Annotated in this window: 33 protein-coding genes, 1 tRNA gene and 1 pseudogene; 10 read left to right on the top strand and 25 right to left on the bottom strand. The window is 61.7% G+C overall.

What is annotated here, in order from left to right:
- Positions 1 to 10: 10 nt before the first annotated feature.
- The 5 genes and pseudogenes from lolA (at position 11) to cysG (ending at position 5,057) form a co-directional block, all read left to right on the top strand.
- A complete protein-coding gene (gene lolA / locus E6B08_RS19485) occupies positions 11 to 646 on the top strand; it encodes an outer membrane lipoprotein chaperone LolA (RefSeq protein WP_136915548.1) in 636 nt (211 codons plus the stop codon).
- A gap of 12 nt (positions 647 to 658) precedes the next feature.
- Positions 659 to 1,983, top strand: a pseudogene (locus E6B08_RS19480) (replication-associated recombination protein A).
- Positions 1,980 to 2,354 (top strand): fluoride efflux transporter CrcB, encoded by a 375-nt coding sequence (crcB, locus tag E6B08_RS19475; protein WP_136915547.1) that lies wholly within the window; start codon positions 1,980 to 1,982, stop codon positions 2,352 to 2,354. Before E6B08_RS19480 ends, crcB begins: the two are co-directional and overlap by 4 nt.
- Positions 2,355 to 2,384: 30 nt before the next feature.
- The gene (gene serS / locus E6B08_RS19470) at positions 2,385 to 3,665 is read left to right on the top strand and encodes a serine--tRNA ligase (protein ID WP_136915546.1); all 1,281 of its coding nucleotides are present in this window, start codon (positions 2,385 to 2,387) and stop codon (positions 3,663 to 3,665) included.
- Positions 3,666 to 5,057 carry a siroheme synthase CysG gene (cysG, locus tag E6B08_RS19465; protein WP_136915545.1) on the top strand — a complete coding sequence of 464 codons (1,392 nt, stop codon included), beginning with the start codon at positions 3,666 to 3,668 and terminating at the stop codon, positions 5,055 to 5,057.
- Positions 5,058 to 5,272: 215 nt separating this feature from the next.
- On the opposite strand, the gene E6B08_RS19460 is transcribed toward cysG, so the two are convergent.
- The 8 genes from E6B08_RS19460 to E6B08_RS19425 form a co-directional block, all read right to left on the bottom strand.
- The gene (locus E6B08_RS19460; protein ID WP_136915544.1) at positions 5,273 to 6,232 is read right to left on the bottom strand and encodes a glutathione S-transferase family protein; all 960 of its coding nucleotides are present in this window, start codon (positions 6,230 to 6,232) and stop codon (positions 5,273 to 5,275) included.
- Between the two features lie 94 nt (positions 6,233 to 6,326).
- The gene (locus tag E6B08_RS19455; RefSeq protein ID WP_136915543.1) at positions 6,327 to 7,331 is read right to left on the bottom strand and encodes a glycosyl transferase family protein; all 1,005 of its coding nucleotides are present in this window, start codon (positions 7,329 to 7,331) and stop codon (positions 6,327 to 6,329) included.
- Complete coding sequence (locus E6B08_RS19450; RefSeq protein ID WP_136915542.1) at positions 7,328 to 7,663, bottom strand: TusE/DsrC/DsvC family sulfur relay protein; 336 nt, start codon at positions 7,661 to 7,663, stop codon at positions 7,328 to 7,330. Before E6B08_RS19450 ends, E6B08_RS19455 begins: the two co-directional genes overlap by 4 nt.
- Positions 7,660 to 7,956, bottom strand: a complete 297-nt coding sequence (gene tusB / locus E6B08_RS19445) for a sulfurtransferase complex subunit TusB (protein ID WP_136915541.1) — start codon at positions 7,954 to 7,956, stop codon at positions 7,660 to 7,662. The genes E6B08_RS19450 and tusB overlap by 4 nt, the downstream gene beginning before the upstream one ends.
- Entirely contained in the window at positions 7,956 to 8,315 is a 360-nt protein-coding gene (gene tusC, locus E6B08_RS19440) for a sulfurtransferase complex subunit TusC (RefSeq protein ID WP_136915540.1), read from the bottom strand. The genes tusB and tusC overlap by 1 nt, the downstream gene beginning before the upstream one ends.
- Before the next feature lies 1 nt (position 8,316).
- Positions 8,317 to 8,709, bottom strand: coding sequence for a sulfurtransferase complex subunit TusD (tusD, locus tag E6B08_RS19435; RefSeq protein ID WP_136915539.1), 393 nt, complete (start codon positions 8,707 to 8,709; stop codon positions 8,317 to 8,319).
- A gap of 188 nt (positions 8,710 to 8,897) precedes the next feature.
- Positions 8,898 to 10,277: a nucleobase:cation symporter-2 family protein gene (locus E6B08_RS19430; protein ID WP_136915538.1), complete on the bottom strand. Its 1,380-nt coding sequence runs from the start codon at positions 10,275 to 10,277 to the stop codon at positions 8,898 to 8,900.
- Between the two features lie 377 nt (positions 10,278 to 10,654).
- Positions 10,655 to 11,326, bottom strand: coding sequence for a Bax inhibitor-1/YccA family protein (locus E6B08_RS19425; RefSeq protein ID WP_133331940.1), 672 nt, complete (start codon positions 11,324 to 11,326; stop codon positions 10,655 to 10,657).
- A gap of 134 nt (positions 11,327 to 11,460) precedes the next feature.
- On the opposite strand from E6B08_RS19425, the gene E6B08_RS19420 reads away from it, so the two are divergent.
- Positions 11,461 to 11,548: transfer RNA gene (locus E6B08_RS19420), tRNA-Ser, on the top strand.
- Between the two features lie 121 nt (positions 11,549 to 11,669).
- Here the strand turns inward: E6B08_RS19420 and E6B08_RS19415 are convergent.
- The 9 genes from E6B08_RS19415 to E6B08_RS19375 form a co-directional block, all read right to left on the bottom strand.
- A complete protein-coding gene (locus E6B08_RS19415) occupies positions 11,670 to 12,719 on the bottom strand; it encodes a tyrosine-type recombinase/integrase (RefSeq protein WP_136915537.1) in 1,050 nt (349 codons plus the stop codon).
- Between the two features lies 1 nt (position 12,720).
- Positions 12,721 to 12,966, bottom strand: coding sequence for a DUF4224 domain-containing protein (locus E6B08_RS19410; protein ID WP_136915536.1), 246 nt, complete (start codon positions 12,964 to 12,966; stop codon positions 12,721 to 12,723).
- Positions 12,967 to 13,005: 39 nt separating this feature from the next.
- A complete protein-coding gene (locus E6B08_RS19405) occupies positions 13,006 to 13,386 on the bottom strand; it encodes a hypothetical protein (RefSeq protein WP_238349244.1) in 381 nt (126 codons plus the stop codon).
- A gap of 51 nt (positions 13,387 to 13,437) precedes the next feature.
- A complete protein-coding gene (locus E6B08_RS19400; RefSeq protein WP_136915535.1) occupies positions 13,438 to 13,656 on the bottom strand; it encodes a hypothetical protein in 219 nt (72 codons plus the stop codon).
- Positions 13,653 to 14,048 (bottom strand): phage protein NinX family protein, encoded by a 396-nt coding sequence (locus tag E6B08_RS19395; protein WP_136915534.1) that lies wholly within the window; start codon positions 14,046 to 14,048, stop codon positions 13,653 to 13,655. The genes E6B08_RS19400 and E6B08_RS19395 overlap by 4 nt, the downstream gene beginning before the upstream one ends.
- Complete coding sequence (locus E6B08_RS19390; protein ID WP_136915533.1) at positions 14,045 to 14,440, bottom strand: hypothetical protein; 396 nt, start codon at positions 14,438 to 14,440, stop codon at positions 14,045 to 14,047. The genes E6B08_RS19395 and E6B08_RS19390 overlap by 4 nt, the downstream gene beginning before the upstream one ends.
- On the bottom strand, positions 14,437 to 14,688 hold the full coding sequence (locus E6B08_RS19385) for a hypothetical protein (protein ID WP_136915532.1): 252 nt from the start codon (positions 14,686 to 14,688) through the stop codon (positions 14,437 to 14,439). Before E6B08_RS19385 ends, E6B08_RS19390 begins: the two co-directional genes overlap by 4 nt.
- Positions 14,688 to 15,110 (bottom strand): hypothetical protein, encoded by a 423-nt coding sequence (locus E6B08_RS19380; RefSeq protein WP_136915531.1) that lies wholly within the window; start codon positions 15,108 to 15,110, stop codon positions 14,688 to 14,690. The genes E6B08_RS19385 and E6B08_RS19380 overlap by 1 nt, the downstream gene beginning before the upstream one ends.
- Positions 15,111 to 15,196: 86 nt before the next feature.
- Entirely contained in the window at positions 15,197 to 15,925 is a 729-nt protein-coding gene (locus tag E6B08_RS19375; RefSeq protein WP_136915530.1) for a hypothetical protein, read from the bottom strand.
- Positions 15,926 to 16,003: 78 nt separating this feature from the next.
- On the opposite strand from E6B08_RS19375, the gene E6B08_RS19370 reads away from it, so the two are divergent.
- Positions 16,004 to 16,588, top strand: coding sequence for a hypothetical protein (locus E6B08_RS19370; RefSeq protein WP_136915529.1), 585 nt, complete (start codon positions 16,004 to 16,006; stop codon positions 16,586 to 16,588).
- A gap of 11 nt (positions 16,589 to 16,599) precedes the next feature.
- Here the strand turns inward: E6B08_RS19370 and E6B08_RS19365 are convergent, their stop codons facing one another.
- Positions 16,600 to 17,523 (bottom strand): DNA cytosine methyltransferase, encoded by a 924-nt coding sequence (locus E6B08_RS19365; protein ID WP_136915528.1) that lies wholly within the window; start codon positions 17,521 to 17,523, stop codon positions 16,600 to 16,602.
- A gap of 66 nt (positions 17,524 to 17,589) precedes the next feature.
- Here E6B08_RS19365 and E6B08_RS19360 point away from each other — a divergent pair, with 66 nt between their 5' ends.
- Complete coding sequence (locus E6B08_RS19360; protein ID WP_136915527.1) at positions 17,590 to 17,850, top strand: hypothetical protein; 261 nt, start codon at positions 17,590 to 17,592, stop codon at positions 17,848 to 17,850.
- A 61-nt stretch (positions 17,851 to 17,911) separates the two neighbouring features.
- Here the strand turns inward: E6B08_RS19360 and E6B08_RS19355 are convergent, their stop codons facing one another.
- Positions 17,912 to 18,670, bottom strand: a complete 759-nt coding sequence (locus tag E6B08_RS19355; protein ID WP_136915526.1) for a hypothetical protein — start codon at positions 18,668 to 18,670, stop codon at positions 17,912 to 17,914.
- A gap of 111 nt (positions 18,671 to 18,781) precedes the next feature.
- On the opposite strand from E6B08_RS19355, the gene E6B08_RS19350 reads away from it, so the two are divergent.
- Positions 18,782 to 19,282 carry a hypothetical protein gene (locus E6B08_RS19350; protein ID WP_136915525.1) on the top strand — a complete coding sequence of 167 codons (501 nt, stop codon included), beginning with the start codon at positions 18,782 to 18,784 and terminating at the stop codon, positions 19,280 to 19,282.
- Between the two features lie 10 nt (positions 19,283 to 19,292).
- On the opposite strand, the gene E6B08_RS19345 is transcribed toward E6B08_RS19350, so the two are convergent.
- The 5 genes from E6B08_RS19345 to E6B08_RS19325 all read right to left on the bottom strand — a co-directional run bounded on the left by E6B08_RS19345 (position 19,293) and on the right by E6B08_RS19325 (position 21,779).
- Entirely contained in the window at positions 19,293 to 19,601 is a 309-nt protein-coding gene (locus tag E6B08_RS19345) for a hypothetical protein (RefSeq protein WP_136915524.1), read from the bottom strand.
- An 81-nt stretch (positions 19,602 to 19,682) separates the two neighbouring features.
- Entirely contained in the window at positions 19,683 to 20,228 is a 546-nt protein-coding gene (locus tag E6B08_RS19340; protein WP_192938564.1) for a hypothetical protein, read from the bottom strand.
- A complete protein-coding gene (locus E6B08_RS19335; RefSeq protein WP_136915523.1) occupies positions 20,225 to 20,491 on the bottom strand; it encodes a hypothetical protein in 267 nt (88 codons plus the stop codon). Before E6B08_RS19335 ends, E6B08_RS19340 begins: the two co-directional genes overlap by 4 nt.
- 19 nt (positions 20,492 to 20,510) lie before the next feature.
- A complete protein-coding gene (locus tag E6B08_RS19330) occupies positions 20,511 to 20,894 on the bottom strand; it encodes a response regulator transcription factor (protein WP_136915522.1) in 384 nt (127 codons plus the stop codon).
- A 210-nt stretch (positions 20,895 to 21,104) separates the two neighbouring features.
- Entirely contained in the window at positions 21,105 to 21,779 is a 675-nt protein-coding gene (locus E6B08_RS19325) for a polysaccharide lyase family 7 protein (RefSeq protein ID WP_136915521.1), read from the bottom strand.
- A gap of 532 nt (positions 21,780 to 22,311) precedes the next feature.
- On the opposite strand from E6B08_RS19325, the gene E6B08_RS19320 reads away from it, so the two are divergent.
- Entirely contained in the window at positions 22,312 to 22,635 is a 324-nt protein-coding gene (locus E6B08_RS19320) for a DUF1654 domain-containing protein (RefSeq protein WP_136915520.1), read from the top strand.
- Between the two features lie 34 nt (positions 22,636 to 22,669).
- On the opposite strand, the gene E6B08_RS19315 is transcribed toward E6B08_RS19320, so the two are convergent.
- Positions 22,670 to 23,161, bottom strand: a complete 492-nt coding sequence (locus E6B08_RS19315) for a hypothetical protein (RefSeq protein WP_136915519.1) — start codon at positions 23,159 to 23,161, stop codon at positions 22,670 to 22,672.
- Positions 23,162 to 23,537 lie beyond the last annotated feature (376 nt).

Raw genomic sequence — 23,537 nt, 5'->3', positions numbered from 1 at the left:
GAGGATTTCCATGCGCGCGATTCGCATGCTGTTGGTTTCTGCCCTGGCCATGGGCTCCGTGTCGGCCACGCTCTCGGCGCACGCCGGTGAGCAGGATGTGCAGCGCCTGACCCAGCTGCTGGAAAAGTCGCAGACCATCCAGGCCAACTTCTCCCAGTTGACCTTGGACGCCGGCGGCACCAGCCTGCAGGAAACGTCCGGCAAGATGACCGTCAAGCGCCCGGGCCTGTTCTACTGGCACACCAATGCGCCGCAGGAACAGGTGGTGGTGTCCGATGGCAAGAACGTCACCCTGTGGGACCCGGACCTCGAGCAGGCGACCATCAAGAAGCTCGACGTGCGCTTGAGCCAGACTCCGGCGCTGCTGCTGTCCGGTGATGTGTCGAAGATCAGCCAGAGCTTCGACATCACCTCCAAGGAGCAGGGCGATGTCATGGATTTCACCCTCAAGCCGAAAACCAAGGACACCCTGTTCGACTCGCTGCGCGTGTCGTTCCGCAAGGGCCTGATCAATGACATGCAACTGGTCGACAGCGTCGGTCAGCGCACCAATATCCTGTTCAATGGCGTCGAGGCCAACGCCGCGGTATCCGACAGCACGTTCAAGTTCGATGTCCCCAAAGGCGCGGACATCATCCAGGAGTAACCCGAGGCCGTGATGGACCTGTTTCGAAGCGAACCCGTTGCCCAGCCCTTGGCTGCCCGCCTGCGTCCGTCCAACCTGGACGAGTACGTCGGCCAGGAGCACCTGCTGGCCCGCGGCAAGCCGCTGCGCGAGGCGCTGGAACAGGGGGCGTTGCACTCGATGATCTTCTGGGGCCCGCCAGGGGTCGGCAAGACCACCCTGGCGCGGCTGCTGGCGCAGTTTTGCGATGCCCACTTCGAAACGGTCTCGGCGGTGCTGGCCGGGGTCAAGGAGATCCGCCAGGCCGTCGAGGTGGCCAAGCAGCAGGCGGGCAGTACGGCCGGCGTACCATCCTGTTCGTCGATGAGGTGCACCGCTTCAACAAGTCGCAGCAGGACGCCTTTCTGCCCTACGTGGAAGACGGCACGCTGCTGTTCATCGGCGCCACCACCGAAAACCCCTCGTTCGAGTTGAACAACGCACTGCTCTCCCGGGCCCGGGTGTACGTGCTCAAGAGCCTGGACGAGGCGGCGCTGCGCAAGCTGGTCAACCGGGCGTTGAGCGAAGAGCGCGGTCTGGGCAAGCGTAACCTGCGGGTGGGCGACGACGCCTTCAAGATGCTGATGGCTGCCGCCGATGGCGATGGCCGACGCATGCTCAACTTCCTGGAAAACGCTTCCGACCTGGCCGAAGACGGCAGCGAGATCGACGTCGAGATGCTGCAGAGCCTGCTCGGTGACAGCCGCCGCCGTTTCGACAAGGGCGGCGAAGCCTTCTACGACCAGATTTCCGCGTTGCACAAATCCGTTCGGGGCTCCAACCCCGACGCTGCTTTGTACTGGTTCGCACGCATGCTCGACGGCGGCTGCGACCCGCTGTACATCGCCCGGCGCGTGGTGCGCATGGCCAGCGAGGACATCGGCAACGCCGACCCACGGGCGCTGAGCCTGTGCCTGGCGGCCTGGGATGTGCAGGAGCGCCTCGGCAGCCCCGAGGGCGAACTGGCGGTGGCCCAGGCCATCACCTATATCGCCTGCGCGCCAAAGAGCAACGCCGTGTACACGGGTTTCAAGACCGCCCTGCGCGAGGCGGCCGAGCATGGCTCGCTGGAAGTGCCGTTGCACCTGCGCAACGCCCCGACCAAGCTGATGAAGCAATTGGGCTATGGCGATGAATACCGCTATGCCCACGACGAACCCGATGCCTATGCGGCGGGTGAGGACTACTTCCCCGACGAGCTCGAGCCCCGCCAGTATTACCAGCCGGTGCCGCGCGGCCTGGAGTTGAAGATCGGCGAGAAACTGCGCCACCTGGCCGACCTCGACCGCAACAGCCCACGGCAACGGAGAAAACCGTGATCGCACTCATCCTCGCCGTCAGTGCCGGCGGGACCGCCGGCACCCTGTTGCGTTTCGCCACCTCCAACTGGGTCGTGGCGCGCTGGCCGCAGCACTATTATACCGGTACGCTGGCAGTCAACCTGGTGGGCTGCCTGCTGATCGGCCTGCTGTATGGGCTGTTCATGCACAAACCGTTCGTACCGGTCGAGCTGCGCGCCGGCCTGATCGTCGGCTTTCTCGGCGGCCTGACCACGTTTTCGTCTTTTTCGCTCGATACCGTGCGCCTGATGGAAAGCGGGCAAGTGCCCCTGGCCTTGGGCTATACCGCTATCAGCGTGGTGGGCGGGCTCCTGGCCACCTGGGCCGGCCTGTCCCTGACCCGTTTCTGAACCAACACCTACCCATAACGAGAGAACGATATGCTCGATTCCAAACTGTTACGCGGCCAACTTCAGGAAGTGGCGGATCGCCTGGCCTCCCGTGGCTTCAGCCTGGATGTCGCGCGCATCGAATCACTGGAAGAGCGCCGCAAGTCGGTGCAGACCCGTACCGAGCAACTGCAGGCCGAGCGTAACGCCCGTTCCAAGTCCATCGGGCAGGCCAAGGCCAAGGGCGAGGATATCGCGCCGCTGATGGCTGACGTCGAGCGCATGGCCAACGAGCTGGCCGCCGGCAAGACCGAGCTGGACGGCATCCAGGCCGAACTCGACGGCATCGTGCTGACCATCCCCAACCTGCCGGACGCCAGCGTGCCGGTAGGCGCGAGCGAAGACGACAACGTCGAAGTGCGCCGCTGGGGCACTCCGACCCAGTTCGATTTCGAGATCAAGGACCACGTCGCCCTGGGTGAAATCAGCGGTGGCCTGGACTTCGAGGCCGCGGCCAAGTTGTCCGGCGCCCGCTTCGCCGTGCTGCGCGGCCCGATTGCCCGCCTGCACCGCGCCCTGGCGCAGTTCATGATCAACCTGCACACCGCCGAACACGGCTATGAAGAGGCCTATACCCCTTACCTGGTGCAGGCTCCGGCGCTGCAAGGCACCGGCCAGTTGCCCAAGTTCGAGGAAGACCTGTTCAAGATCAGCCGCGAAGGCGAGGCCGACTTCTATCTGATCCCGACCGCCGAAGTGTCGCTGACCAACCTGGTGGCGGGCGAGATCCTCGACGCCAAGCAACTGCCGATCAAGTACGTCGCTCACACGCCATGTTTCCGCAGCGAGGCGGGTGCCTCGGGCCGTGATACCCGCGGCATGATCCGCCAGCACCAGTTCGACAAAGTCGAGATGGTCCAGGTGGTCGAGCCGTCGAAGTCGATGGAAGCCCTGGAGGGCCTGACCGCCAACGCCGAGCGCGTGCTCCAGGCCCTGGAGCTGCCATACCGCGTGCTGGCCCTGTGCACCGGCGACATGGGCTTCAGCGCCGTGAAAACCTACGATCTGGAAGTGTGGGTACCGAGCCAGGACAAGTACCGCGAGATCAGCTCGTGCTCCAACTGTGGCGACTTCCAGGCCCGCCGCATGCAGGCCCGCTGGCGCAACCCGGAAACCGGCAAACCCGAGCTGGTGCACACCCTGAACGGTTCCGGCCTGGCCGTTGGCCGTACCTTGGTGGCGGTGCTGGAGAACTATCAGCAGGCCGATGGCTCGATCCGCGTCCCAGAAGTGCTCAAGCCTTACATGGGCGGCGTCGAGGTCATCCGCTAAATGGATTACCTGCCACTGTTTCACAAGCTGCAGGGCGGCCGCGTGCTGGTCGTCGGCGGCGGTGAGATCGCCTTGCGCAAGGCGCGCCTGCTGGCCGATGCCGGCGCCGCGCTGCGTGTGGTGGCGCCCGATGTGGACGGCCAACTGGCTGGGCTTGCCCGTGAAGGCGGCGGTGAAGTGCTGGTGCGTGGGTATCGGGCGAGCGACTTGGACGGTTGTCGCCTGGTCATCGCGGCCACCGACGACTCAGGGCTCAACGCCCAGGTCTCGGCGGATGCCCAGGCGCGTAGCCTGCCGGTCAACGTGGTGGATGCGCCGGCCCTGTGCACGGTGATCTTCCCGGCGATCGTCGACCGCTCGCCGTTGGTGATCGCGGTGTCCAGTGGCGGTGACGCACCGGTGCTGGCGCGTTTGATCCGCGCCAAGCTGGAGGCCTGGATTCCTTCGGCCTATGGCGAATTGGCCGGGCTGGCCGCGCGTTTCCGGCACAAGGTCAAGCGCTTGTACCCGGATGTCAACCAGCGTCGTGGCTTCTGGGAGACCGTGTTCCAGGGGCCGATCGCCGAGCGTCAGTTGGCCGGGCAAGGCGCCGAGGCCGAGCGCCTGTTGCAGGCCATGGTCGACGGCGCGCCGGTGCAGCAGGGCGGTGAGGTGTATCTGGTGGGCGCGGGGCCGGGCGATCCGGACCTGTTGACCTTCCGCGCCCTGCGCCTGATGCAGCAGGCCGACGTGGTGTTGTATGACCGCCTGGTGGCTCCAGCGATCATCGAGATGTGTCGCCGTGATGCCGAGCGTATCTACGTTGGCAAGCGTCGCGCTGACCATGCCGTGCCGCAGGAGCAGATCAACCGCCTGTTGGTCGATCTGGCCCAGCAAGGTAAGCGCGTGTTGCGCCTCAAAGGCGGCGACCCGTTCATTTTCGGCCGGGGTGGCGAGGAGATCGAGGAGCTGGCCGAGCAGGGAATTCCATTCCAGGTGGTGCCGGGGATTACCGCGGCCAGTGGTTGCTCCGCCTATGGCGGGATTCCGCTGACTCACCGCGACTATGCCCAGTCGGTGCGCTTCGTGACCGGCCATCTCAAGGACGGCACCAGCAACCTGCCCTGGGATGACCTGGTGGCGCCGGCCCAGACCCTGGTGTTCTACATGGGGTTGGTGGGCCTACCGACCATCTGTGCCGAGCTCATCCGCCACGGCCGTGCCGCGAGCACGCCGGCGGCGCTGGTTCAGCAAGGCACCACGCGCAACCAGCGGGTGTTCACCGGTACCCTGGCAGACCTGCCGGACCTAGTGGCCCAGCATGAAGTGCATGCGCCGACCCTGGTGATCGTTGGGGAAGTGGTGCAGTTGCGTGACAAGCTGGCCTGGTTCGAAGGGGCGCAGAACAGCTGAAATCATTGGGGCCGCTTTGCGGCCCATTCGCGGGACAAGCCCGCTCCCACAGGTACGGCGCCGTTTTCAAAGCCAGCACCAAACCTGTGGGAGCGGGCTTGCCCGCGAATGGGCCGCAACGCAGCCCCACTGATCAGCGCCATTTTCAGCGCCCGCACCAAACCTGTGGGAGCGGGCTTGCCCCGCGAATGGGCTGCGAAGCAGCCCCCGCGATATCAACCTTGCCAGATCCCCTTGCCCACCAACCGCTCCCGGTCATGGGGCAATGTGAAGTCCTGCAAGGGCCCCTTGGGCACGATCCCGTTCGGGTTGATGGTCTTGTGGCTCATGTAATAGTGCTTCTGGATGTGCTCCATGTTCACCGTCTGCGCCACGCCCGGCCACTGGTAAAGCTCACGCAGCCAGTTGGACAGGTTCGGATAGTCGCTCAGGCGCCGCAGGTTGCACTTGAAGTGCCCGTGATACACCGCGTCGAAGCGCACCAGCGTAGTAAACAGGCGCACGTCGGCCTCGGTCAGGAACTCGCCAGCCAGGTAGCGATTGCGGCCCAGCAGGTCCTCCAGGTAATCCAGCTCGTTGAACACGTCATCGAACGCTGCCTCGTACGCCTCCTGGGTGGTGGCGAAGCCTGCGCGGTACACGCCGTTGTTTACCGCCGGATAGATACGCTCGTTGAGCGCCTCGATGGTCGGACGCAGCGGCTCGGGGTAAAGGTCCAGGCGGTTGCCGGTCAATTCATCGAAAGCGCTGTTGAAGATGCGGATGATCTCCGACGACTCGTTGTTGACGATGCGCTTCTCTTTCTTGTCCCACAACACCGGCACGGTCACGCGCCCCGTGTAGTGCGGGTCGTCCTGGGTATAGCGCTGATGCAGGTACTGGAGGGCGTCGAGGTGGTCGCCGCTGGAGCCTTGCTCGGTATCGAAGGTCCAGCCATGATCCTGCATCAGCCAGCTGACCACGGATACATCGATCAGTGGCTCCAGGCCTTTCAGGGCGCGCAGGATCAGCGTGCGGTGGGCCCATGGGCAGGCCAGCGAGACATACAGGTGGTAACGGCCGGCCTCGGCAGCGGGGAGTTGGTTACGGCGCTGGGCATTTTCACGCTTGAACGTGCCGTCCTTGCCAGTTTCATACCACTGGTCATGCCAGCGGCCGTCGATCAAAAGGCCCATGGTGAGCTCCTAGAAAACAAAAGTCGTTTGTCGTTGGAGCTCAGTCTAGAGAAAATCGTTCGAATAAATAGCGCAAATACCGCACCCTAACTATCTACTTATTCGATGCTTTCCGCGCGCCCCAGTATTCGCGCGCTTTCTCGAACGCCTGCTCCTGCGTGCTGCCTAAGCCGCGCAGGGCAAGGGCCATGGTGGCGACGACCGCCAGGTCGCCATAGCTGTCCTCGGTCTCGCCGCGCCACACCGCCAGCAACTGGTCAGGCTCGAGGCTCGATGGCTTCACATGGCGACGCTCGCTCATGGCTGGCCATTCCTCGTCCCAGGCTTCGCCACCCGTGGTGCCGTAAAGGTGGCTGATGGTATCGGGGTTGACCTCGATTTCCCCGCCATCGCCCCTGATCACGATGGCATGGTCGCCAAGCAACTGGCTCGCCTCGCGATGCACGGCCTGGTAACCCGGATGGAAGATGCTCTGCAGGCCGCAGCGGGCGCCGAGCGGGTTGAGTACCCGAGCCAGGGAGTGGATCGGTGAGCGCAGGCCGAGGGTATTGCGCAGGTCGATCATGCGCTGCAGTTGCGGTGCCCAGTCCTGCAGCGGGAAAAACGCCAGTTGATGCTGGTCGAGCGCCTCGCGCACCTGCTGCCAGTCGCGGCACAGCGGGATTTGCAACAGCCCGAGCACCTGCTCGGTGTACAGACGCCCAGCGGTGTGCGCGCCGGCCCCGTGCAGTAGGATACGCACACCGTTGTCGGCCAGGCATTTGGCCGCCAGCAGGTACCACGGCAGGTGTCGGCGCTTGCCCGCGTAGGTCGGCCAGTCGATGTCCACGGCAATGCTCGGCGCGTCGAGGTGCTTGCGCAAGGCCTCGGTGAAGCCTGCGAGCTCCTCGGCGCTTTCCTCCTTGTGTCGCAGCAGCATGAGGAAGGCGCCCAACTGGGTGTCTTCGACCTTGCCTTCGAGCAGCAGAGTCATCGCCGCCAGGGCTTCCTCACGGGTGAGGCCGCGGGCGCCGCGCTTGCCTTTGCCAAGGATGCGCACGAATTCGGCGAACGGGTGCTCGGCCGGGGTTTGCAGGGTAAGCGGAAGCGGTTCGGTCATATGCAGTTGGTCGGCTTGGGCAGGCCCGCCAGCTTGGCGGCGAGTTTGGCAGGGGTGCCGTTGAACAGGCGGTTCAGGTGCGGGCTGTTGCCCTTTTCCACACCCAGCTTGAGCGCGGTGTACTTGATCAGCGGACGAGTGGCCGGTGACAGCTCGAATTCTGCGTAGAACTGGCGCAGCAGTTCGAGGATTTCCCAGTGGTCCGGGGTCAGCGCAATGGCTTCGCGGGCGGCCAGGGCCTCGGCCACGGCGGGTGACCAGTCTTGCAGGTCGACCAGGAAGCCGTCCTTGTCCAGGGCGATGGCGTTGTCGCCGACAGTCAGGGTACTCATAGCCAGCTGTTGACCTTGTCGTAGTGCAGCGACAGTTCGACGAACGCCGGGTAGTCCACGGCCTTGGCCAGTTCGCTGTCGATGGCCCGGGCCTGCAGGTCTTCGTCGAGGGCGAACAGGCGCTGGGCAAGGCCTGCGGCCTGCAAGTGGCGCTGGGGGTCGCTGCCGCTGCTCAGGGCGTAAACGGCATCGCCGCACAGCAGCACGCCATCGTCGGCGCCGAGCAGGCGCAGGCAGCTTTCCAGGCGCTCATCGCCGAACGGGGAGTGGGATAACACGTGCAGGGTTGCCATCAGAGCGTCACCACTTGGTCGAAACGGGCAATCAGGGCCTTGAGCGCGGCATCGTCCAGCACTTCTACCGGCAGCTCTAGGCTGTCGGCAGCGAGGCCTCGGCGGGCCAGGCTGTGCTGGCAGGCGAACAGCTCCTCGACACCGAACATCGGCAGTGCCTGCAGGTTGGCCGCGAGGTTTTTCTGTTGCACGGCAGCTGGCTGCTGGCCGGGGGCAAGCTGGAGCACGCCGTCATCTAGAAACAGCATGGCCAACGGCAGGTCGAAGGCGCCGCCGGCCAAGGCGATATCCAGCGCTTCACGGGCGGATAGGCCGTTCCAGGGGGCCTGGCGGCTGATGATCAACATGGATTTGGCCATTTCAGTCGCCTCCGAAGCAGACCAGGCGGTCGGCGGTTTGCGCGGCTTCGTGCAGTTGGCCGAGGCCCGACAGTTCCCAAGGCTTGGGCAGGTTCACCGCGGGGCGTTGGTAGCGATTGGCTTCGGTTTCATCGAGCACGCCACGGCGCAGGGCGGCGGCGATGCACACCACGGCGTCGAGCTTGTTGATCTCGACGAAGGCGCGCCATTGGCTGGCGATGTCCTGCTCATCCTGGGGCGCGACCACGTTGGCCGAGGCGCTATGCACCCCGTCCTGATAAAAGAACAGCCGGGCAATCTCGTGCCCGCCAGCCAGCACCGCCTCGGCAAAACGCAGGGCGCGGCGCGAGGAGGGCGCATGGGCTGGTGAAAAAACCGCGATAGCGAATTTCATGGACAACTCGTGCAAAGGAATGCGGCCATGATAAAGCAAAAAAGCCCGTTCCCGCTCGTATACGGCGGGTCGGGCTTTCTATCCATCGAATTGAATTGCATGCAACCTGGGCTTGGCGCAATCCCTGTAGGAGCCGGCTAGCCGGCGATGGGCCGCATAGCGGCCCCAAGGCCCTGGCAACACCCAGATCAAGCCTGTTCCTTGCTCTCCGGCAGGAACCAGTTCAGCACCAGCGCACAGATACCGCCTGTAGCCACACCCGACTCCAGCACATTGCGAATCGCCGCCGGCATGTGCGCCAGAAACTCAGGCACCTGAGCCACACCCAGGCCCAGGGCGAGCGACACAGCGATGATCAGCAGGGCGCGGCGGTCCAGGCGAGTGCTGGCCAGGATATTGATCCCCGAAGCGGCCACCGCACCGAACATCACCATCGCCGCACCACCCAGCACCGGCTCCGGCACCGCTTGGATCACCCCGGCAACGCTCGGGAACAGGCCCAGCACCACCAGCATCACGGCGATCCACACACCGATATGGCGGCTGGCGATGCCGGTCAGCTGAATCACCCCGTTGTTCTGGGCGAAGATCGAGCTGGGGAAGGTGTTGAACAGGCCTGCCAGCAGCGAGTTGGCGCCGTTGACCAGCACACCGCCCTTGATGCGTTGCATCCACACCGGCCCTTCGACCGGCTGGCGCGACACCTTGCTGGTGGCGGTCACGTCACCAATGGCTTCCAGCGAGGTCACCAGGTAGATCACCAGCATTGGAATGAACAGTGCCCAGGAGAAACCAAGGCCGAAGTGCAGCGGCGTCGGTACCTGGAACAGCGCCGCTTCGTGCATGCCGGTGAAGTCCAGGCGGCCCAGGTAGCCAGCCAGCGCGTAGCCTGCGGCCAGGGCGATGACGATGGCGCAGCTGCGCATCCACACCACTGGAATCCGGTTGAGAATGACGATGATCGCCAGCACCACGCCCGACAGCAGCAGGTTTTCGCCATTGGCGAAGGTGCCATTGGCCATGGCGCCAAAGCCGCCGCCCATGCTGATCAGGCCGACCTTGATCAGCGTCAGGCCGATCATTAGCACCACGATGCCGGTCACCAACGGGGTGATCAGGCGTTTGACGAACGGCAGGATGCGCGACACGCCCATTTCGACGAACGAGCCGGCAATCACCACACCGAAGATCGCCGCCATCACGCTTTCCACCGGCGTGCCTTGCTTGACCATCAAGGCGCCACCGGCAATCAGCGGGCCGACGAAGTTGAAGCTGGTGCCCTGCACGATCAGCAAGCCGGCGCCGAATGGCCCGAAGCGTTTGCACTGAATGAAGGTGGCGATGCCGGAGATCACCAGCGACATGGAGACGATCAGGTTGGTATCGCGTGCGGACACACCAAGTGCCTGGCAAATGAGCAGGCCCGGCGTAACGATCGGCACGATGATCGCCAGCAGGTGTTGCAACGCCGCCAGCAGGCCGATCAGCAGCCGCGGCTTGTCCTCGAGGCCAAGCACCAGTTCATTGGCAGGCGCCGCCGCGCCTGGGCTGTGTTCGTGTGAGCTCATCGAGAAAGCGGTCCGGCAAGAAAAAAGGGAGCGCATTCTAAGGGCTGTGACGCGATTGCGGTAGTGGCAAGCACGTTAGCGGCAAGATCGCCGGCTATGTGCGCAATAAGCTGACTTAACGGTCAAGTCACAGGCATGAAAAAGCCCGCCGAAGCGTAATTCTATTTACTTAAGTTCTGCATCGCCGGCATTGGGACCGCCTTGCGGCCCATCGCGACACAAGGCCGCTCCCACACTGACCGTGAATACCCTATTTACGGGGCAAGTTTGGACAATGTGGGAGCGGCCTTGCGTCGCGAAAGGGCTGCGCAGCAGCCCCAGCATTCTTAAGTGAACAGCATTACCGTCGAAGCGGGCTTTTCAATAACAGGGTGCGATCAGTCGTCGCTGCCCATGATGCCGAACAGCTGCAGCAGGCTGACGAACAGGTTGTAGATCGAAACGTACAAGCTGATGGTCGCCATGATGTAGTTGCGCTCACCGCCATGAATGATGGCGCTGGTCTGGAACAGGATGCACACCGACGAGAACAGCACGAAGCCAGCGCTGATCGCCAGTTGCAGGCCGCTGATCTGGAAGAAGAAGCTAGCGACCACGGCGCCCAGCAGCACGAAGAAGCCGGCAGTGATGAAGCCGCTCAGGAAGCTCATGTCCTTGCGGGTGATCAGCACGTAGGCCGACAGACCACCGAACACCAGTGCGGTCATGGCGAAGGCCGAGCTGACCACCTCGGCGCCACCGGTCATGCCCAGGTAGCGGTTGAGGATAGGGCCGAGGATGAAACCCATGAAGCCGGTGAGGGCGAAGGTGGACACCAGGCCCCAGGCCGAGTTACGCAGTTTGGCGGTGAGGAAGAACAAGCCGTAGAAGCCGATGAGCACCACGAAGATGTTCGGGTAGCCGACGCGCATCTGCTGGGCAACGTAGGCCATGACGCCGCTGAAGACCAGCGTCAGCGCCAGAAGGCTGTAGGTATTGCGCAGGACCTTGCTGATCTCCTGCTGCTCGACCTGCTGGCCGTGGTGAACGGCATAATCCTGTTCGCGCATGGCGACACTCCTTGGGTAAACCTGTGGTTTTGAAACGTCTGATGCATCGAGTCTAACAGAGCTCCTGCAACCGGCGACATAGAGAGTTTGACAGCGTGTTTCATTACGGTATGATTGCCGCCGCAAAACCTGCTGGAAGCGTGGCCGAGTGGTTTAAGGCAACGGTCTTGAAAACCGTCGATGGGCAACTATCCTAGAGTTCGAATCTCTACGCTTCCGCCATATTCAAAGCCCTGATTATTCAGGGCTTTTTGCGTTTTTGGGGCGTGGAAAAACGACCCGTGGAAAGGCCCTCGGGAAGGGTATCGGTGCAATGGTATTAGGACGCGTCCTAAAACTTTGCTCATTTGGTCGGTTTGGCGAGTGCCCCGACGCGTCGGTAGACCCGCTCGGTAATGTCTCCTTTCGTGTGGCCGAGCAGCAGGCTGGCATGGTCAACGTCGGCAATTTCCGAGGCCGCCTTGGGTCGAATGTCGCGGAACTGGAATTGGCTGATACGGCTCGCCAGTACCTGGTCGCCGGCGGCGGCCGCTTCCTTCACTGCCTCCTCCCGGGCGTCGTCCCAACGGTGCCTTAGCATCGCCGCGGTAACCCTTTTACCGGTATCGGTGAGTATCAAGTAAGGCGATCCGTGCGCCGCATTGCGCTTCAGGATCTCCTCAATGAGGACGCCCAGGCCGCTGGCCAGCCCGTCCACCTCCAGCAGGATCCGCAACTTCTTGTGGGTTTTCTTCTGCTTCACGCCGAGGGCTTTGTCCTCGATGTCGTCCTTCCTCATCACCAGCACGTCCGCAGGACGCTGGCCCGTCAAGTACGCCAAATCCATGGCGACCTTCAACTCCTCAACCGCTTTTGCGTAAACCGCCTTCCATACCGCGTCGTTGGCGTAGAAGTCTCGCGGCGTCTCCTTGTTCTTCCGCACACCCTGGCAGGGGTTTTCCTTCGACGTTAGGCCCCATTCTCTGGCCAGGTTGTAGACGTGTGACAGGAGCGCAATCTCCCTGTTCGCCCGGACTGGCGCTGACCGGGCGTCGCGGTACTGAGCAACCAACGCCGGCGTAATTGCATCAATGGGCGCCTCTTCGAAGAACGGACGCAGCTGACGCAGTTCGGCGAGGTTGTCCTTCTGTGTGCGGGGTGCCTTCTTGGGGATGATGTCCCGCTCATAGCGGTCGAAGATCGACCTCATGAGCAACAGATCGCGCGGTTTGTCCTTCGCTTCCAGTTCGGCCCATTTCAACCTGGCCACGTTCAGGTCTGGTCCAAGGGCGATTTCCTTGCCTGACTTGTCAAGGTAGTAGTAGCTGACCCAGACCTTGCCACTCTTGCGCGTGCGCTTGCGTTCGTACAGCCGGGGAGGAAGGTGGCGGTTTTCAGTCTTGCGGGGGCGCATATCACCTCACCTTTGAAAAGTCCGGCGTCCAGGCCGGTGCTTGCGTTGGTGGGGGCGGTGCCAGTGGCACCACCTCCAGAGTCACACCCAGCTTCATGCGGGCGTACTGACGGCCTACCAGGGGGCGACCGCCGCGGCTCTCGACGAAGTGCCAGCCGCGATCGTTGAGCCAGCGGCGCTGCCAGCCCCTGGCTTTGTAGCCGGTCAGATCGGCCAGCTCTTCGTCCGAAAGGATCTCGGTTTCCATGGGATGGTCTCCACGCCGCCGGTGGCGGCAGGTTGGTGGTCAGGCTTTGGCCGGGAACCACTCGTTGTCATATTCGAACTGGCTGACCAGCTCGACTGACATGTGAGGGATCTCGCGCTCGAAGCGCAGCGTTCCGTAGTGGCGCTCAACGAACGCCTTCGCCTCCTCGACGAAGTGCTCCTTGAAGATGCGCACCAGGTGGTCGGCCGCCTTCTCAAAGTCCTCTTCGCGGTAGTTCTCCTCGACCAGGGCGCCGCGGCAGATACGCCAAACGCAGCGTTTCGGCTGGGCCTCGGCCGCATGGATCTTGAGGGCCATTTGGTCGCGGGCGTAGCGCAACTGATCCAGGGTCAGGGTTTCCACCCACTGGTCAGTACCGATCCGCATGGTGTGGCCGTGTTCGCACTTGATTTCGGGCATAGGTAATCCTTGCCCGCACATGTCGGCGGGCTTGAGTAGTAGGTGGAGGGGTTAGGCGCGGTGGCCGCGCTTGCAGAACCAGTCGAGGGCGTCGACGATCAGCGGGTTTTCGTACCAGTCCTCGATCTCGCGCTGCTCACAGCGATCGCGATAGAAGGTCGGCCCCAGGTAGCTGTGCCAGTTCAGGTACACGCAGGTGCCGTCCGCCAGGCGAAGGCGATGGGTTGGTGAGAAGCAGACATAGCCGCAGCCAATCGGTACGCAAGTCATCCGATAAGCTCCTTCGGCACCTGGACGAACTCGCCCAGCTTGTAACGCACGAAGCCTCGGCAGAACGCGATGAGGGCAGTGGGGCCGTAGCACCAGACACCCGCGCCCTCCGGCCCGCCGCTGTAGCAGACGTCATCGGCCAGGCCTGGGCAGTGCTGGGCGCTGCCGCGGTGCCTGTCGATCAGCTGGCCGCCTTGCGCCCAGCAGGTGGACGGTCGATAGCCGAAGCCCAGCGCGGCACCTCGGATGCTGATGCTGCAGGGCGCGCCATCGGGGTGCCACACGGTTGTCCGGCATTCCGGGTCTATGGTCCACCCTGCAGCTATGGCCACCGCCCAGTCCAACGGAGCGCCGACCAGGTTGGAAACCCTCACGCTGATCAGGTCGGTCATGCCCTCTGCTCCTTCCGACGCTCCACATCGATCTGCTCGTAGAGGGCATCCACTCGCTTCTGCTTGCGGTTAATCGCCTCAGAGCGGCGCAGATGGTCCCTCATGGCCTTGTCATATGGCTCGATCTTCTCAATCAGCCGAAGTCGCTCGTTCGGGTCTTTCGACGCGTTAAACTGCTTTGCCAGACGATCGCGCTCGCCAAAGTCGAGGTAATCAAGTGCGCGGTTTTCCTTCTCCATCTCATCGATAACGGCGGCCGATTGCCGATGCCACCGCAGGTACAGAACATCGCTCTTCTTAGGCTTGATGAAAAAGTGCTGCGACCTGATCCAGTCCACCAAGTCTTCCTTGGTCATTTGGTCGAGCACATCTTTGCGGGCGACTTTGCTCACAGCTGATACCTCTCATCAATCCAGCGCCCAGGCGCCGTAGCGGGTGTAGGTTCGGGTTGGGTTTCGTGCGGGGAGAGCTGGCGCTCGTTGCCGGCCTGCAGCTGGCTGTCGGGGATGCAGCTGATGCCGACCCCATTCAGCAGGTAGCAGGTGACGCCGCGCTGGCTGTCGTGCTGCACGTCGATGACGTTCTCGGTTGCGCTGGCGCCGGAGGCCAGCAGCAGGAGGCAGAGGGCGAGGCGGGTCATTAATAGCCATCCCAGTTCAGTTCTTTGATGAAGTCGCCACCCGAGCACAGTCGCTCGTCTGCAATCGCGTCCACGCCATTGAGGTCTTCCAGAGCGGTCTTGGCACGCTCCATGGCGAGCTGGGCGTGTCCGAGCTGGCGCCGCTTCCTCACTTTGTAGGAATGAAGGGCCTTCGCTTTATCCGGGTACGCAAACCGGCGCCCATACGATGCTTTCAGCACGCGCTTGACGTGCGGGCTCTTGCGACCTTGGGCCACGCACATCCGGGCCAGGCCAACAAAGCGATAGGGAGCAATCCAATAGCAGTGTTCCGACTCGCGAAGCACGACAAAACGCTGGCAGACGATGGTCACCCCATCAGGGCTGATCTCGTCCACGTATCGGAAATGGTCCGGCCAAGCCGGTTGCTTTTCTGCAGGCATGACTTCGTCCTTGGCCGCCATATCGCGGCAGTGAATAGAGGGGAGAGGGTTACAGCTCGGCTGGAGTACGTTTGTACTCCTTGGGATCATTCGCCCTGGTTGAGCGCGTTCCAGGCTCTGGCCAAGCCGGCATGATCAGCCGCTCGGGCTTCCTTGTGGCAGTTGTCACAGCGGATGCTGTAGGGCAGCTGCTGGCTGCTGTCGTGGCCAGTGTTGAAGCCCTTGCAGTTATCGCAGCTGGTGCAACGGCTGGGTATTTCTTGCTTTTCGCTGGCGATTAGGGCAGCGCGGATCTTGCGCTTCAGCGGAGTGCTTATATCGTGCTCCCACGCCTCACCCAGCAGGGCAAACAGATCGGTCAGCTGGGCGCGCAGGTCGTCGCGCTCCTGCTCGACGGTGGCGCAGAGGCTCGCAACCTCATGCAGTCTCGCTTCGCATCGATCAAGAACGCCAGGATCGGCGTTGGTGTAGAGCTTGGCGCCGAGCTTCGGCATGCGCCCAGCTGCCCAAGCGATTTCATGCAGGCCTTTGCCGAATGCCACGACTTCGCCCACCGGAATCGCCTGGCTCTGCTCGGCAGGGATGGAGGCATTCAGCGGTCCCAGTCCAACAATCGGCAGCCCAGTCTCCGCCGCATCCCTCTCTGCCTCTTCTTTGGTCCACCAGATGGCAGTACCAACCATCCAGGCTATAGGGTCGGGGTTGGGCTGGGGGGCTGGCCGTGCAAGCACTTCGTGAATTTCCCACTTGGCAGCGCTGTCGTTCGGCAGGTGCGCCAGGGTGAGGTCTATCAAGTCACGCGACAAGCTGACCATCTCGGTGTTGCTGGATCGGTTTTCTGTGGGCATGGGGATACCTCGACGCTTAGAATTTGCGGCCATTTGGAGGGGAATATGCTCAACGATTATGGGAAAAGTCTGTTCAAACCTTGGTGCTCGGTTCAGAACGTCGTGTGGGGATTAGCATTAGTTTTCTTGGCCGGCCTAGCGATCAGAACGTTTCAGATGGATAGCGATGAAATTGCAGCGTGGGTTCAGGCGATCGGTTCGGTGGTCGCGATAGTTGCAGCTACGTTCATTGCCGGAAGCCAAGCGCGACGTGAGCAGGCAAGATCGGAGCGTGCCGATGCAGTTGCACTTGAGGCCTTAATCGTACTTGCGGAAAGGTCAGCTCACGCAGTTAAGCGCCTGCATGAGAAACAACGGCCAAATCACAGAAGCGGTGAGGATGTAGCCTATGTCACGGCATGCTACGAGTCCTTCGTAAAAATTGATCTTCTGACGCTTCCCAGTATTGCCGCTCTTGAGCAGGTCATGATCATTCGAAGTAATTTGGAGGTTGCTTTGCAGCAGGCCGAGCTGGCCCAGCAACTGCTTCATCCCCCCGCACAACTAGACGCCCATAACTTGGTGCAGGCGGCGTACATAGTGTTAGCTGGAGCGGAGTTGAACTTGAAATTACTGCGTGCCCATGGGTGACCTAAGTCAAGCTAGGCGGCGCGCAGTAATTCCTCAATAACCCGTTGACCAGCCAGCGGCGGCACGGCGTTGCCGGCCATGTGCATCGTCAGCCGGTGATTGTCGGGCCGCAGGGTATTGGCCGGAAACGACATGGCGGCCAGGGCCTCGCTGGCGCTGAGCATCCGCATTTTCTCGCCATCGACCAGTGCCCAGCGGTCCAGGGTGGTGATGGTGCCGATTGGCCGATTGATGTCGCGGCCCGTGGTGCCGGAGCCTTTACCGTAGTAGGGCATGATGAAGCGATCGCCGAAGCGCTGGCGCCCGTTGCGAACCCGGTCGAGTGTGGCCTGGGCTCGGCCAGGCTTCTCGATGAGCGACCAGCGCCCGGCATCGAAGTCGAGGAAGCTGGCTGCAGGTACATGTCGTTCCTGCGGCAGCTGAAGCATCAGCGGGGCCTTGCTGCGCGTCAGGACCATGAACAGGCGCACCCGGTGCTGCGGCACGCCAAGGTCGGCGCAGTCCACGATGTGCGGCGCCGCCTGATACCCCAGCGCCTGCACCGCCTGCAGCCAGGCCGGGTAGAGCACCCAGTCGGTGAACTCAGGCACGTTCTCGATCACCGCCGCTTGTGGCCGGTGGAACTCGAGGGCCGATACCGGCGCCCAGGCCGTCGAGCGCGATGCGTCGTGCTCAGGGTTGCCCGACTTTTTGCCGCGCGCCTTGGCATGTCCTTGGCAACAGGGCGAGGCTAGCAGGATGTCGTGTGCCGGAACCTGCTCCCAGCGTGCTTGGTGCAGGTCTTGGCAGACGTGCTGCGTGTCGGGGTGGTTGGCGCTGTGCCATTCAACGGCCACTGGCCAGTGGTTGGCCGCCCAGAGAACCTGGACGCCTGCGGCGCGCGCGCCGGTGCTCCATCCGCCGAGGCCGGCGAACAGGTCAATTGCTGTGGTCATGGTGATTTTCAATCCTCGGCATCCAGCCGTGATAGATTTCAAGGAAATCAAAACGCTGGAGTAGTCATGGTTACGGTGGTCGAAGTAGTTCTGGAGCTGCGAGCAGATGGATTCATCAACAGTGGGAAGGTCACCAAAGGATGGGTATTCCGTTGCGTAAAAACGGGTGAGATTACGTGCCAGGTCGAAGACCGCATCCGTGGAGTGGATATTCCTGTCGGTCCGTTCAGCAGCATTGATGAAGCCAGGGCTGCGCTCCTGAAATACTGGGATAATTGCAATGCGGCGCTGCAAAACGAGCATTGGAGGCCAACCGGTTACCCGTGATCCTCGCCGGGGAGGCGTTATCGTTGAATAGGGGAAGGCGCTGGCGGGCAGCGCCGGAGGGTCAGGCGGCTTTGACCTCGCCCTGCTGGGCGACTATTGCCTTGGCTGCGTGGTTGAGCAGGTACAGGCGGTTGATCAGGCTTTCGCGCGGCTTGTCGATGGTGATCTCCCAGTAGTCGCAGCCCAGGCCCAGCTCTTCGTGGTGCTCGCCCATGAACATGCTGGCTTGCTCGACGTAACAGATTTCGTCGGCCTCGCTCAGGCGGTCATTCAGCGAATCCCAGAAGTCGCGGCCATCCCCGCCATATTCAATGGCCGCGAGATGCTCTTTAACCAGATTCCGGAGTTCGTCCCAGCGGCCGGCCTCGTGGCGTCCGCCGTCGTTCCGCATCCACTCGGGCAGAGCGCTGTACTGGTCCTCGTCGATTTGCTCGCAGACCTGGTTGCATACGCCAGTCACCAGTGCCGCGCGGAAGGCTTGCTCGTCAAACTCACGCTCGCGGCAGTGCTCTTCAAGCTTCGAATGGATGTAGTAGCCGATGTCGTCACCGGCCAGGAACTCGATGCCGTAAGACAGGCCGACGTTGAAGGTCAGGCCGCCAATATCACCGATAGTGGCGATACCGAAGCGGGTGATGAGGATGTCGAATGCGTAGCTGGTGGTGCGCGGTGCCTTGCAGCGCCAGACCTTCAACTGATCGGTGTCAGCCAGGACGGTGTATTCGTGGTCTTTCAAGCACTCGGCGGCTCGCTCGCGCCGCTTGGCCTTTTCGGCTTTTCGCTGGGCAATCCATTCTTGGTGGCGTTGTTCGTCGTTCATGGCTTTCTCCATGCATGCGCCGCCCTCCGTGGCCGGATGCGGCATGGTGGCAATTTGGTTTGGGATGGGGTATTACGGGTGACCGGCATGGGGCCGGGCTAGGGAGCTTCAATGAAGATTCGTACGGAACATCAGAACCTGGGCGCTGCACTGATGCAGATCGCTGAGGACGACAATTTCACCGCCATCAATCCCCTGCGCCTCAGGGGCGCAAAAATCAACAATGCCTTCCTGATCAACGCCGATACTTGCCTTTTCCTCAAGTACGGACAGGAGCCGAAAGGCCCGCATCAAGAGTACAAATTCACTTTCTCCTCTGACGTTCTGGACTCGATTGAGCTGTCCACCGAGTTCTATCAGAAAATTTTCATCGGGCTTGTTTGCGTTGAGGATCAGGAGATTTGCCTCATCGACATGGAGCAGATGACCGAAATGCTGCAAGCGCGAATTAAAACCGCGGGGCAAGAAGAGGAGGTCTACCAGGTCCTCGTGACTGTTCCGGAAGGAAAGAGCTTGCGCGCTTACACCAATGCATCTGGCCGCAAGGGCGTAGTTGCAGGCAAGGAGAAAGTTATCTCCCGCAGCCGCTTCCCGTCGGGGCTCTTCGCCTGAGGTACACCTTTCAGTCTGAGTGGCAAATGAGTGCTTGGCGCTCACTGAATTGCTGAAGCTTCCGCGCCACAGATGGTGACACCGTGATTTCGTGGCGCGGAGGTGTCAGCAGCGGCAGCGCGCCGCCCCGGCCCAGCCCATGCAGGTGATGAATCATCAGCGTCATCGCCTCGCCCTGTTCCTCGATCCCGGCCCACTCCATCAGCTCCAGCAGGGCCTGTTTAGTCCCTGGTCGAACCTTCAAGCGCAGGTCTTCTTCCTTCACTTTGGCTGCCTTCTCGCGCCGACGCTTGTCGCGCGCCGCCTGGTCCATTGCCATGGCCGATACCTCCCAAGCCGCTGGGCGGCAGATTGATGTGTTGCTGGCGCCGGCCGTACCGGACGCGGGCGGTGATGCGTTTCATGCTCTTCGCTTCGCTCGCTTCTCGGCTGTGGTCGGGAAATCGATCTCGAAGTCGCGCAGGATGCGGCTGAGCTGCTTGTAGGAGATCTGCAGCTCGCGAATGACATCGACCCGCTTCATGCCGACGTTTCGGTAGGCAATGATCTGCTCTGCTTTCGCCCGGTCCTCGACCTGGTCGCTGAGCTTCTTGCCCAGGTTCCCCTTGCCCCGATTCGGGTGGGGCTGGAACTTGAAGCCGCCTTGCTTAACAGCGCGAACCAGTGCGGATTGCGAAAGACCGGTATGCGCCATGGCTTCGGCGTAGGTCATGGTCTTGGCCAGCTGACGCAGGTAGTCGAGCTGTTCGAGGCGTTTGGCCACTCGCTTTGGCACGGGAGGCTCAACCTTGCGTTCAGGCTCGAACTCACGGCGGGGACGATGCGGCACGTAATCATTGCTTGGCAGCGTCACAACTGCGCCGCCGTGCACGAAGAAGTTATCGATGCTGGCGTTGAGCTGGGCCAACAGCTGTGCGCGCTGGTCTGGGATAGGCGAGCCGATCACTGCAGGCCTCGCTTGCTGGCGGCGCCGGCCTCCATCGCGTCAACGAAGCGCATCGCGGCACGGTGGCTGAAACAGAAGCCTTTGGTCTTCCCGGTGGCGATCTCGATGATGTGCCAGGCATTGCCCTTGGTGACGGCCTGAAAGAAAGGGCCAGGCGCTGGGGCAGGGCGCCCGATCAGCTCGTAGAACTCAGCTGTGGCCATCACGGAACGAGCGCGCAGGTCGGCCAGGCCGCTCACACGCTCTTGCATGGAAGGGTGCATGGTTTGATCCTCGGTAGGGTCAGGCGTGAACTTCCAGGCTTTCGGCCCGGCGAACGATTCGAATCTGGGCGGTGCGCCGCTCTGGCGCTCGGCGATCGCGGCGCATGGGGTCGCTGTCGTCGATCACCACATGCATTGCGATGAGGCTGGCGAGCATGATGCAGAGCGGGCTGATGATCTGTTGGCGCATGGCCTTGGTGACCGCCTCGATGCGGCGCCCGGCCTCCAGCTTGAACAGCGCGGCCTCGATGCGGTTGGCCACGGTGCCCGGGCTCACCGCCATCTGGCGGGCGATTTCTTTGGTGGTGAGGCCCTGGGCCACCCACAGCATTGCTTCAAGCTCGCGGGGAGCCAGCGCTTTGCCGAGCTGGCCTATCCATGAGCCACAAGTGATCGTTTCCATGAAATGTCCTCGGTGGGCTGCATTGATGTGTGATCTGGCCGGTGCTGGGCTCCGGCTCGGAGTGTCCGCCTGCGCTGGGTATCAGCCCAGCGCTCAAACTCCCGGCTTGTTTGAAACGCGTCCGCGCATCAGCCTGCGCATTCAGATCACACACCGATGCAGCCTGCGGTCTGGGCAGGGCATCGGGCCGTCTGTCCGGCTGTCATGGGGTCAGATGTGAGTCAGCGAAAGGTCGCTGATGATGCAGATCGAACCATCCTCGGCCGGCGTGGCATCGGTGTAGTCGACCTGGTTGTAGACACCGCCGTGGAATTCGAAGAGATGCGAGTCCCAGGTGTCGTCTAGCTGCAAGGCACCCGATGTACCCGATACGCCATTGCACTCAGCTGCAACGGTGACTTCGCCGCCAGCCGTAACATGGATGCTTACGGTGAACTTCGCCCCAAGCGGGACGCCTTTCAGCACTGTCGAATTGACTGGGTTGGTCTGGTTATAGGTGGTTCGAAACCCCATGGTGATGTTCCCCTTGTTCCAGAACACCTTCACAGGAGGGCTATCGTCGCCCCGTACGTGCATTTGTGAGATGACCACCTTTTGCGCAGAGTTGACCTTGGTGAGCGTCATCTCCTGCCGATTCCAGTGATCGGCGGCGCTGGCCAGCGTCCAGTTGGTCGATTCGGACCATTCACAGCGGGTTCGATGGGTGCTTTTGCTGGACGCACCTTTGGTGGGTGCAGAGAACTGAATGGAACCGTCGCTCAGTACCTCAACGACGCTGGGAAACTGGGCGATCGCCACCGCTCCGTTTACTTCCAGAGCGACGGGATTCGTCGAAGACACTGGCACGGGGGTGGTGATCGTTAGATTGCTGATGTTTACGGTCATGGGTTACTCCTGACGATAAAATCATTGGCCTGGCACGATTGCCTTCCAACCGTGATGCGGACTCCCGCATCCCTCTGCGCACTTCGAAAATGCGCAGAGGGATACGTGGCCGAGATGACCATCGAGGATTGGCCCTGTCACCAGGGCCAGCCTGTGAAAGCGAAGTGATCCAGGCGCCCATCGTTCTCTGGGCTACGCGCTTCCCCGCATTGGCATGCGCGCCACTTGGTTACCTAAACCCAGCTCACTGCATGAGGCAGCTGCTGCCCTCATGTGCCGCTGAGGGTGACGGGTGTCGAGTTGTGTAAAGAGCGGTGGCGGTGAGGCCTCGGCAATCCCTTGGAAGTGACTGCTTGAAATGAAATTTAGCCTTACGCTAAAGTATCGTCAATAGCTCAGGGCTAAATTATTTTCGCTGGGCGGCAAACTCCTGCAGGAGTGGACCTATTGAGTAAGGCCTTTACCTGAGATTTAGCACTGCGCTATGATTCCGAAATCACTGTACGAATATACAGTTTTCGGAGATGGAGCTATGTCCAAGCAGAATAAAACGGCGCCGAAGCAGCGCCAGGAAATGGCCGGGCTAGAGAGGCTTAGCTTGAGGGTATCGTCGATGATCAACCACCCGATCGCGCAGACGCAGCGCTGGGTGACGATTCACCGGCTCGACACAGACGGCGAGGCGGAGTGGGAGGAGGTAATGGGGCTTCTGGTCGAGACGCCAGAGTTGGACCTGACATTCAACGATGACGAAAGCGTGACCGTCCGCTGGGAACGAAGCAGCGTTGAAGCGCGGGACGACTTCATCATTGAGCAGGACAGCGTGGAGGAGGTAGAGGAGACGGCGCCCTTCTGAGAGACATGAAAAAGCCCGCTGAAGCGGGCTCCGGTCAATTCTTAGATGATTCGGCCTTTGTCTCTGAGCGAATCCGCATCTCGCTCACAGCTTTCGATATTTCTTTCACATCATCGCCGATGGACTTCACATCCTCCCGAATGTAAGCACTGAAGCGAGCATTTTCTTCCTTCTGGGCTGATAACCCCCACTGCAAGGTGCCCATGAAAACTGCCAGAACGGCAATGGCAGTGCCGATAGCCCACCATTTCGCATTCTGGAGAGCTTCTACCGTACGATGGTTCGCTGACTGGAGATCGCTCACTGAGTTGGCGATGTCGGAAACCTTCCGATCAAGGCGCTCCTCGATCAGCTGTAGTTTTGTGTCGATCTCTTCGCGGGTCATGTCGTTCATACGACCAGTATGGACAGACTTCTTTTGAATGTCATCCTCAGGTTGAGGCGCGGAGGCGGGGGCAACCTTGAACGACGGGACGGCCTTAGCGAATCCATCTTTAATGTGGTCGCAAGTCGAAAACCTAGTCATTCGATTCGTCCTCGAGACTGCTTTCTTCGCCCGATAGATCAAGTTCAAGCTGTTGCGCCACCGCCCAACGCTTCACGATCCGAGCTAGATGGCAGCGCATGTATCCGCAATTGTCGCAGTAGATTGCGAGCGCGGATACGCTTGCTGGTCTCGGGCCATCTTGAAGTGTCAGCCGGAGTCTAAACGCGTTCAGCGTGTCGCCCTCGTTAGGTGGACAGATGACAGTCCACTCATCGCAGCCACAGGCCGGACACACAGAGTCAGGGGTCTTTTCCCTGAGGAATTCAGCGAAGTCCTCGGCTGTCACGGTAAGGTTGTGACGCCCCTTCATGTCGTTTGCTTCCTTAATAGACATCACTTCACCCTTTTCTTTAGC

The organism is Pseudomonas putida (assembly GCF_005080685.1).
Taxonomy (GTDB): Bacteria; Pseudomonadota; Gammaproteobacteria; order Pseudomonadales; family Pseudomonadaceae; genus Aquipseudomonas; species Aquipseudomonas putida_V.
This window is presented reverse-complemented; position numbering and strand designations above follow the sequence as displayed.

Excerpts from the sequence above, each read along its gene's own strand:
- lolA (WP_136915548.1), top strand. The coding sequence starts at position 11 with ATGCGCGCGATTCGCATGCTGTTGGTTTCTGCCCTGGCCATGGGCTCC.
- serS (WP_136915546.1), top strand. The coding sequence starts at position 2,385 with ATGCTCGATTCCAAACTGTTACGCGGCCAACTTCAGGAAGTGGCGGAT.
- cysG (WP_136915545.1), top strand. The coding sequence starts at position 3,666 with ATGGATTACCTGCCACTGTTTCACAAGCTGCAGGGCGGCCGCGTGCTG.
- E6B08_RS19460 (WP_136915544.1), bottom strand. The coding sequence starts at position 6,232 with ATGGGCCTTTTGATCGACGGCCGCTGGCATGACCAGTGGTATGAAACT.
- E6B08_RS19455 (WP_136915543.1), bottom strand. The coding sequence starts at position 7,331 with ATGACCGAACCGCTTCCGCTTACCCTGCAAACCCCGGCCGAGCACCCG.
- E6B08_RS19450 (WP_136915542.1), bottom strand. The coding sequence starts at position 7,663 with ATGAGTACCCTGACTGTCGGCGACAACGCCATCGCCCTGGACAAGGAC.
- tusB (WP_136915541.1), bottom strand. The coding sequence starts at position 7,956 with ATGGCAACCCTGCACGTGTTATCCCACTCCCCGTTCGGCGATGAGCGC.
- tusC (WP_136915540.1), bottom strand. The coding sequence starts at position 8,315 with ATGGCCAAATCCATGTTGATCATCAGCCGCCAGGCCCCCTGGAACGGC.
- tusD (WP_136915539.1), bottom strand. The coding sequence starts at position 8,709 with ATGAAATTCGCTATCGCGGTTTTTTCACCAGCCCATGCGCCCTCCTCG.
- E6B08_RS19430 (WP_136915538.1), bottom strand. The coding sequence starts at position 10,277 with ATGAGCTCACACGAACACAGCCCAGGCGCGGCGGCGCCTGCCAATGAA.
- E6B08_RS19425 (WP_133331940.1), bottom strand. The coding sequence starts at position 11,326 with ATGCGCGAACAGGATTATGCCGTTCACCACGGCCAGCAGGTCGAGCAG.
- E6B08_RS19415 (WP_136915537.1), bottom strand. The coding sequence starts at position 12,719 with ATGCGCCCCCGCAAGACTGAAAACCGCCACCTTCCTCCCCGGCTGTAC.
- E6B08_RS19410 (WP_136915536.1), bottom strand. The coding sequence starts at position 12,966 with ATGGAAACCGAGATCCTTTCGGACGAAGAGCTGGCCGATCTGACCGGC.
- E6B08_RS19405 (WP_238349244.1), bottom strand. The coding sequence starts at position 13,386 with ATGCCCGAAATCAAGTGCGAACACGGCCACACCATGCGGATCGGTACT.
- E6B08_RS19400 (WP_136915535.1), bottom strand. The coding sequence starts at position 13,656 with ATGACTTGCGTACCGATTGGCTGCGGCTATGTCTGCTTCTCACCAACC.
- E6B08_RS19395 (WP_136915534.1), bottom strand. The coding sequence starts at position 14,048 with ATGACCGACCTGATCAGCGTGAGGGTTTCCAACCTGGTCGGCGCTCCG.
- E6B08_RS19385 (WP_136915532.1), bottom strand. The coding sequence starts at position 14,688 with ATGACCCGCCTCGCCCTCTGCCTCCTGCTGCTGGCCTCCGGCGCCAGC.
- E6B08_RS19380 (WP_136915531.1), bottom strand. The coding sequence starts at position 15,110 with ATGCCTGCAGAAAAGCAACCGGCTTGGCCGGACCATTTCCGATACGTG.
- E6B08_RS19375 (WP_136915530.1), bottom strand. The coding sequence starts at position 15,925 with ATGGTCAGCTTGTCGCGTGACTTGATAGACCTCACCCTGGCGCACCTG.
- E6B08_RS19370 (WP_136915529.1), top strand. The coding sequence starts at position 16,004 with ATGCTCAACGATTATGGGAAAAGTCTGTTCAAACCTTGGTGCTCGGTT.
- E6B08_RS19365 (WP_136915528.1), bottom strand. The coding sequence starts at position 17,523 with ATGACCACAGCAATTGACCTGTTCGCCGGCCTCGGCGGATGGAGCACC.
- E6B08_RS19360 (WP_136915527.1), top strand. The coding sequence starts at position 17,590 with ATGGTTACGGTGGTCGAAGTAGTTCTGGAGCTGCGAGCAGATGGATTC.
- E6B08_RS19355 (WP_136915526.1), bottom strand. The coding sequence starts at position 18,670 with ATGAACGACGAACAACGCCACCAAGAATGGATTGCCCAGCGAAAAGCC.
- E6B08_RS19350 (WP_136915525.1), top strand. The coding sequence starts at position 18,782 with ATGAAGATTCGTACGGAACATCAGAACCTGGGCGCTGCACTGATGCAG.
- E6B08_RS19345 (WP_136915524.1), bottom strand. The coding sequence starts at position 19,601 with ATGGCAATGGACCAGGCGGCGCGCGACAAGCGTCGGCGCGAGAAGGCA.
- E6B08_RS19335 (WP_136915523.1), bottom strand. The coding sequence starts at position 20,491 with ATGCACCCTTCCATGCAAGAGCGTGTGAGCGGCCTGGCCGACCTGCGC.
- E6B08_RS19330 (WP_136915522.1), bottom strand. The coding sequence starts at position 20,894 with ATGGAAACGATCACTTGTGGCTCATGGATAGGCCAGCTCGGCAAAGCG.
- E6B08_RS19325 (WP_136915521.1), bottom strand. The coding sequence starts at position 21,779 with ATGACCGTAAACATCAGCAATCTAACGATCACCACCCCCGTGCCAGTG.
- E6B08_RS19320 (WP_136915520.1), top strand. The coding sequence starts at position 22,312 with ATGTCCAAGCAGAATAAAACGGCGCCGAAGCAGCGCCAGGAAATGGCC.
- E6B08_RS19315 (WP_136915519.1), bottom strand. The coding sequence starts at position 23,161 with ATGACTAGGTTTTCGACTTGCGACCACATTAAAGATGGATTCGCTAAG.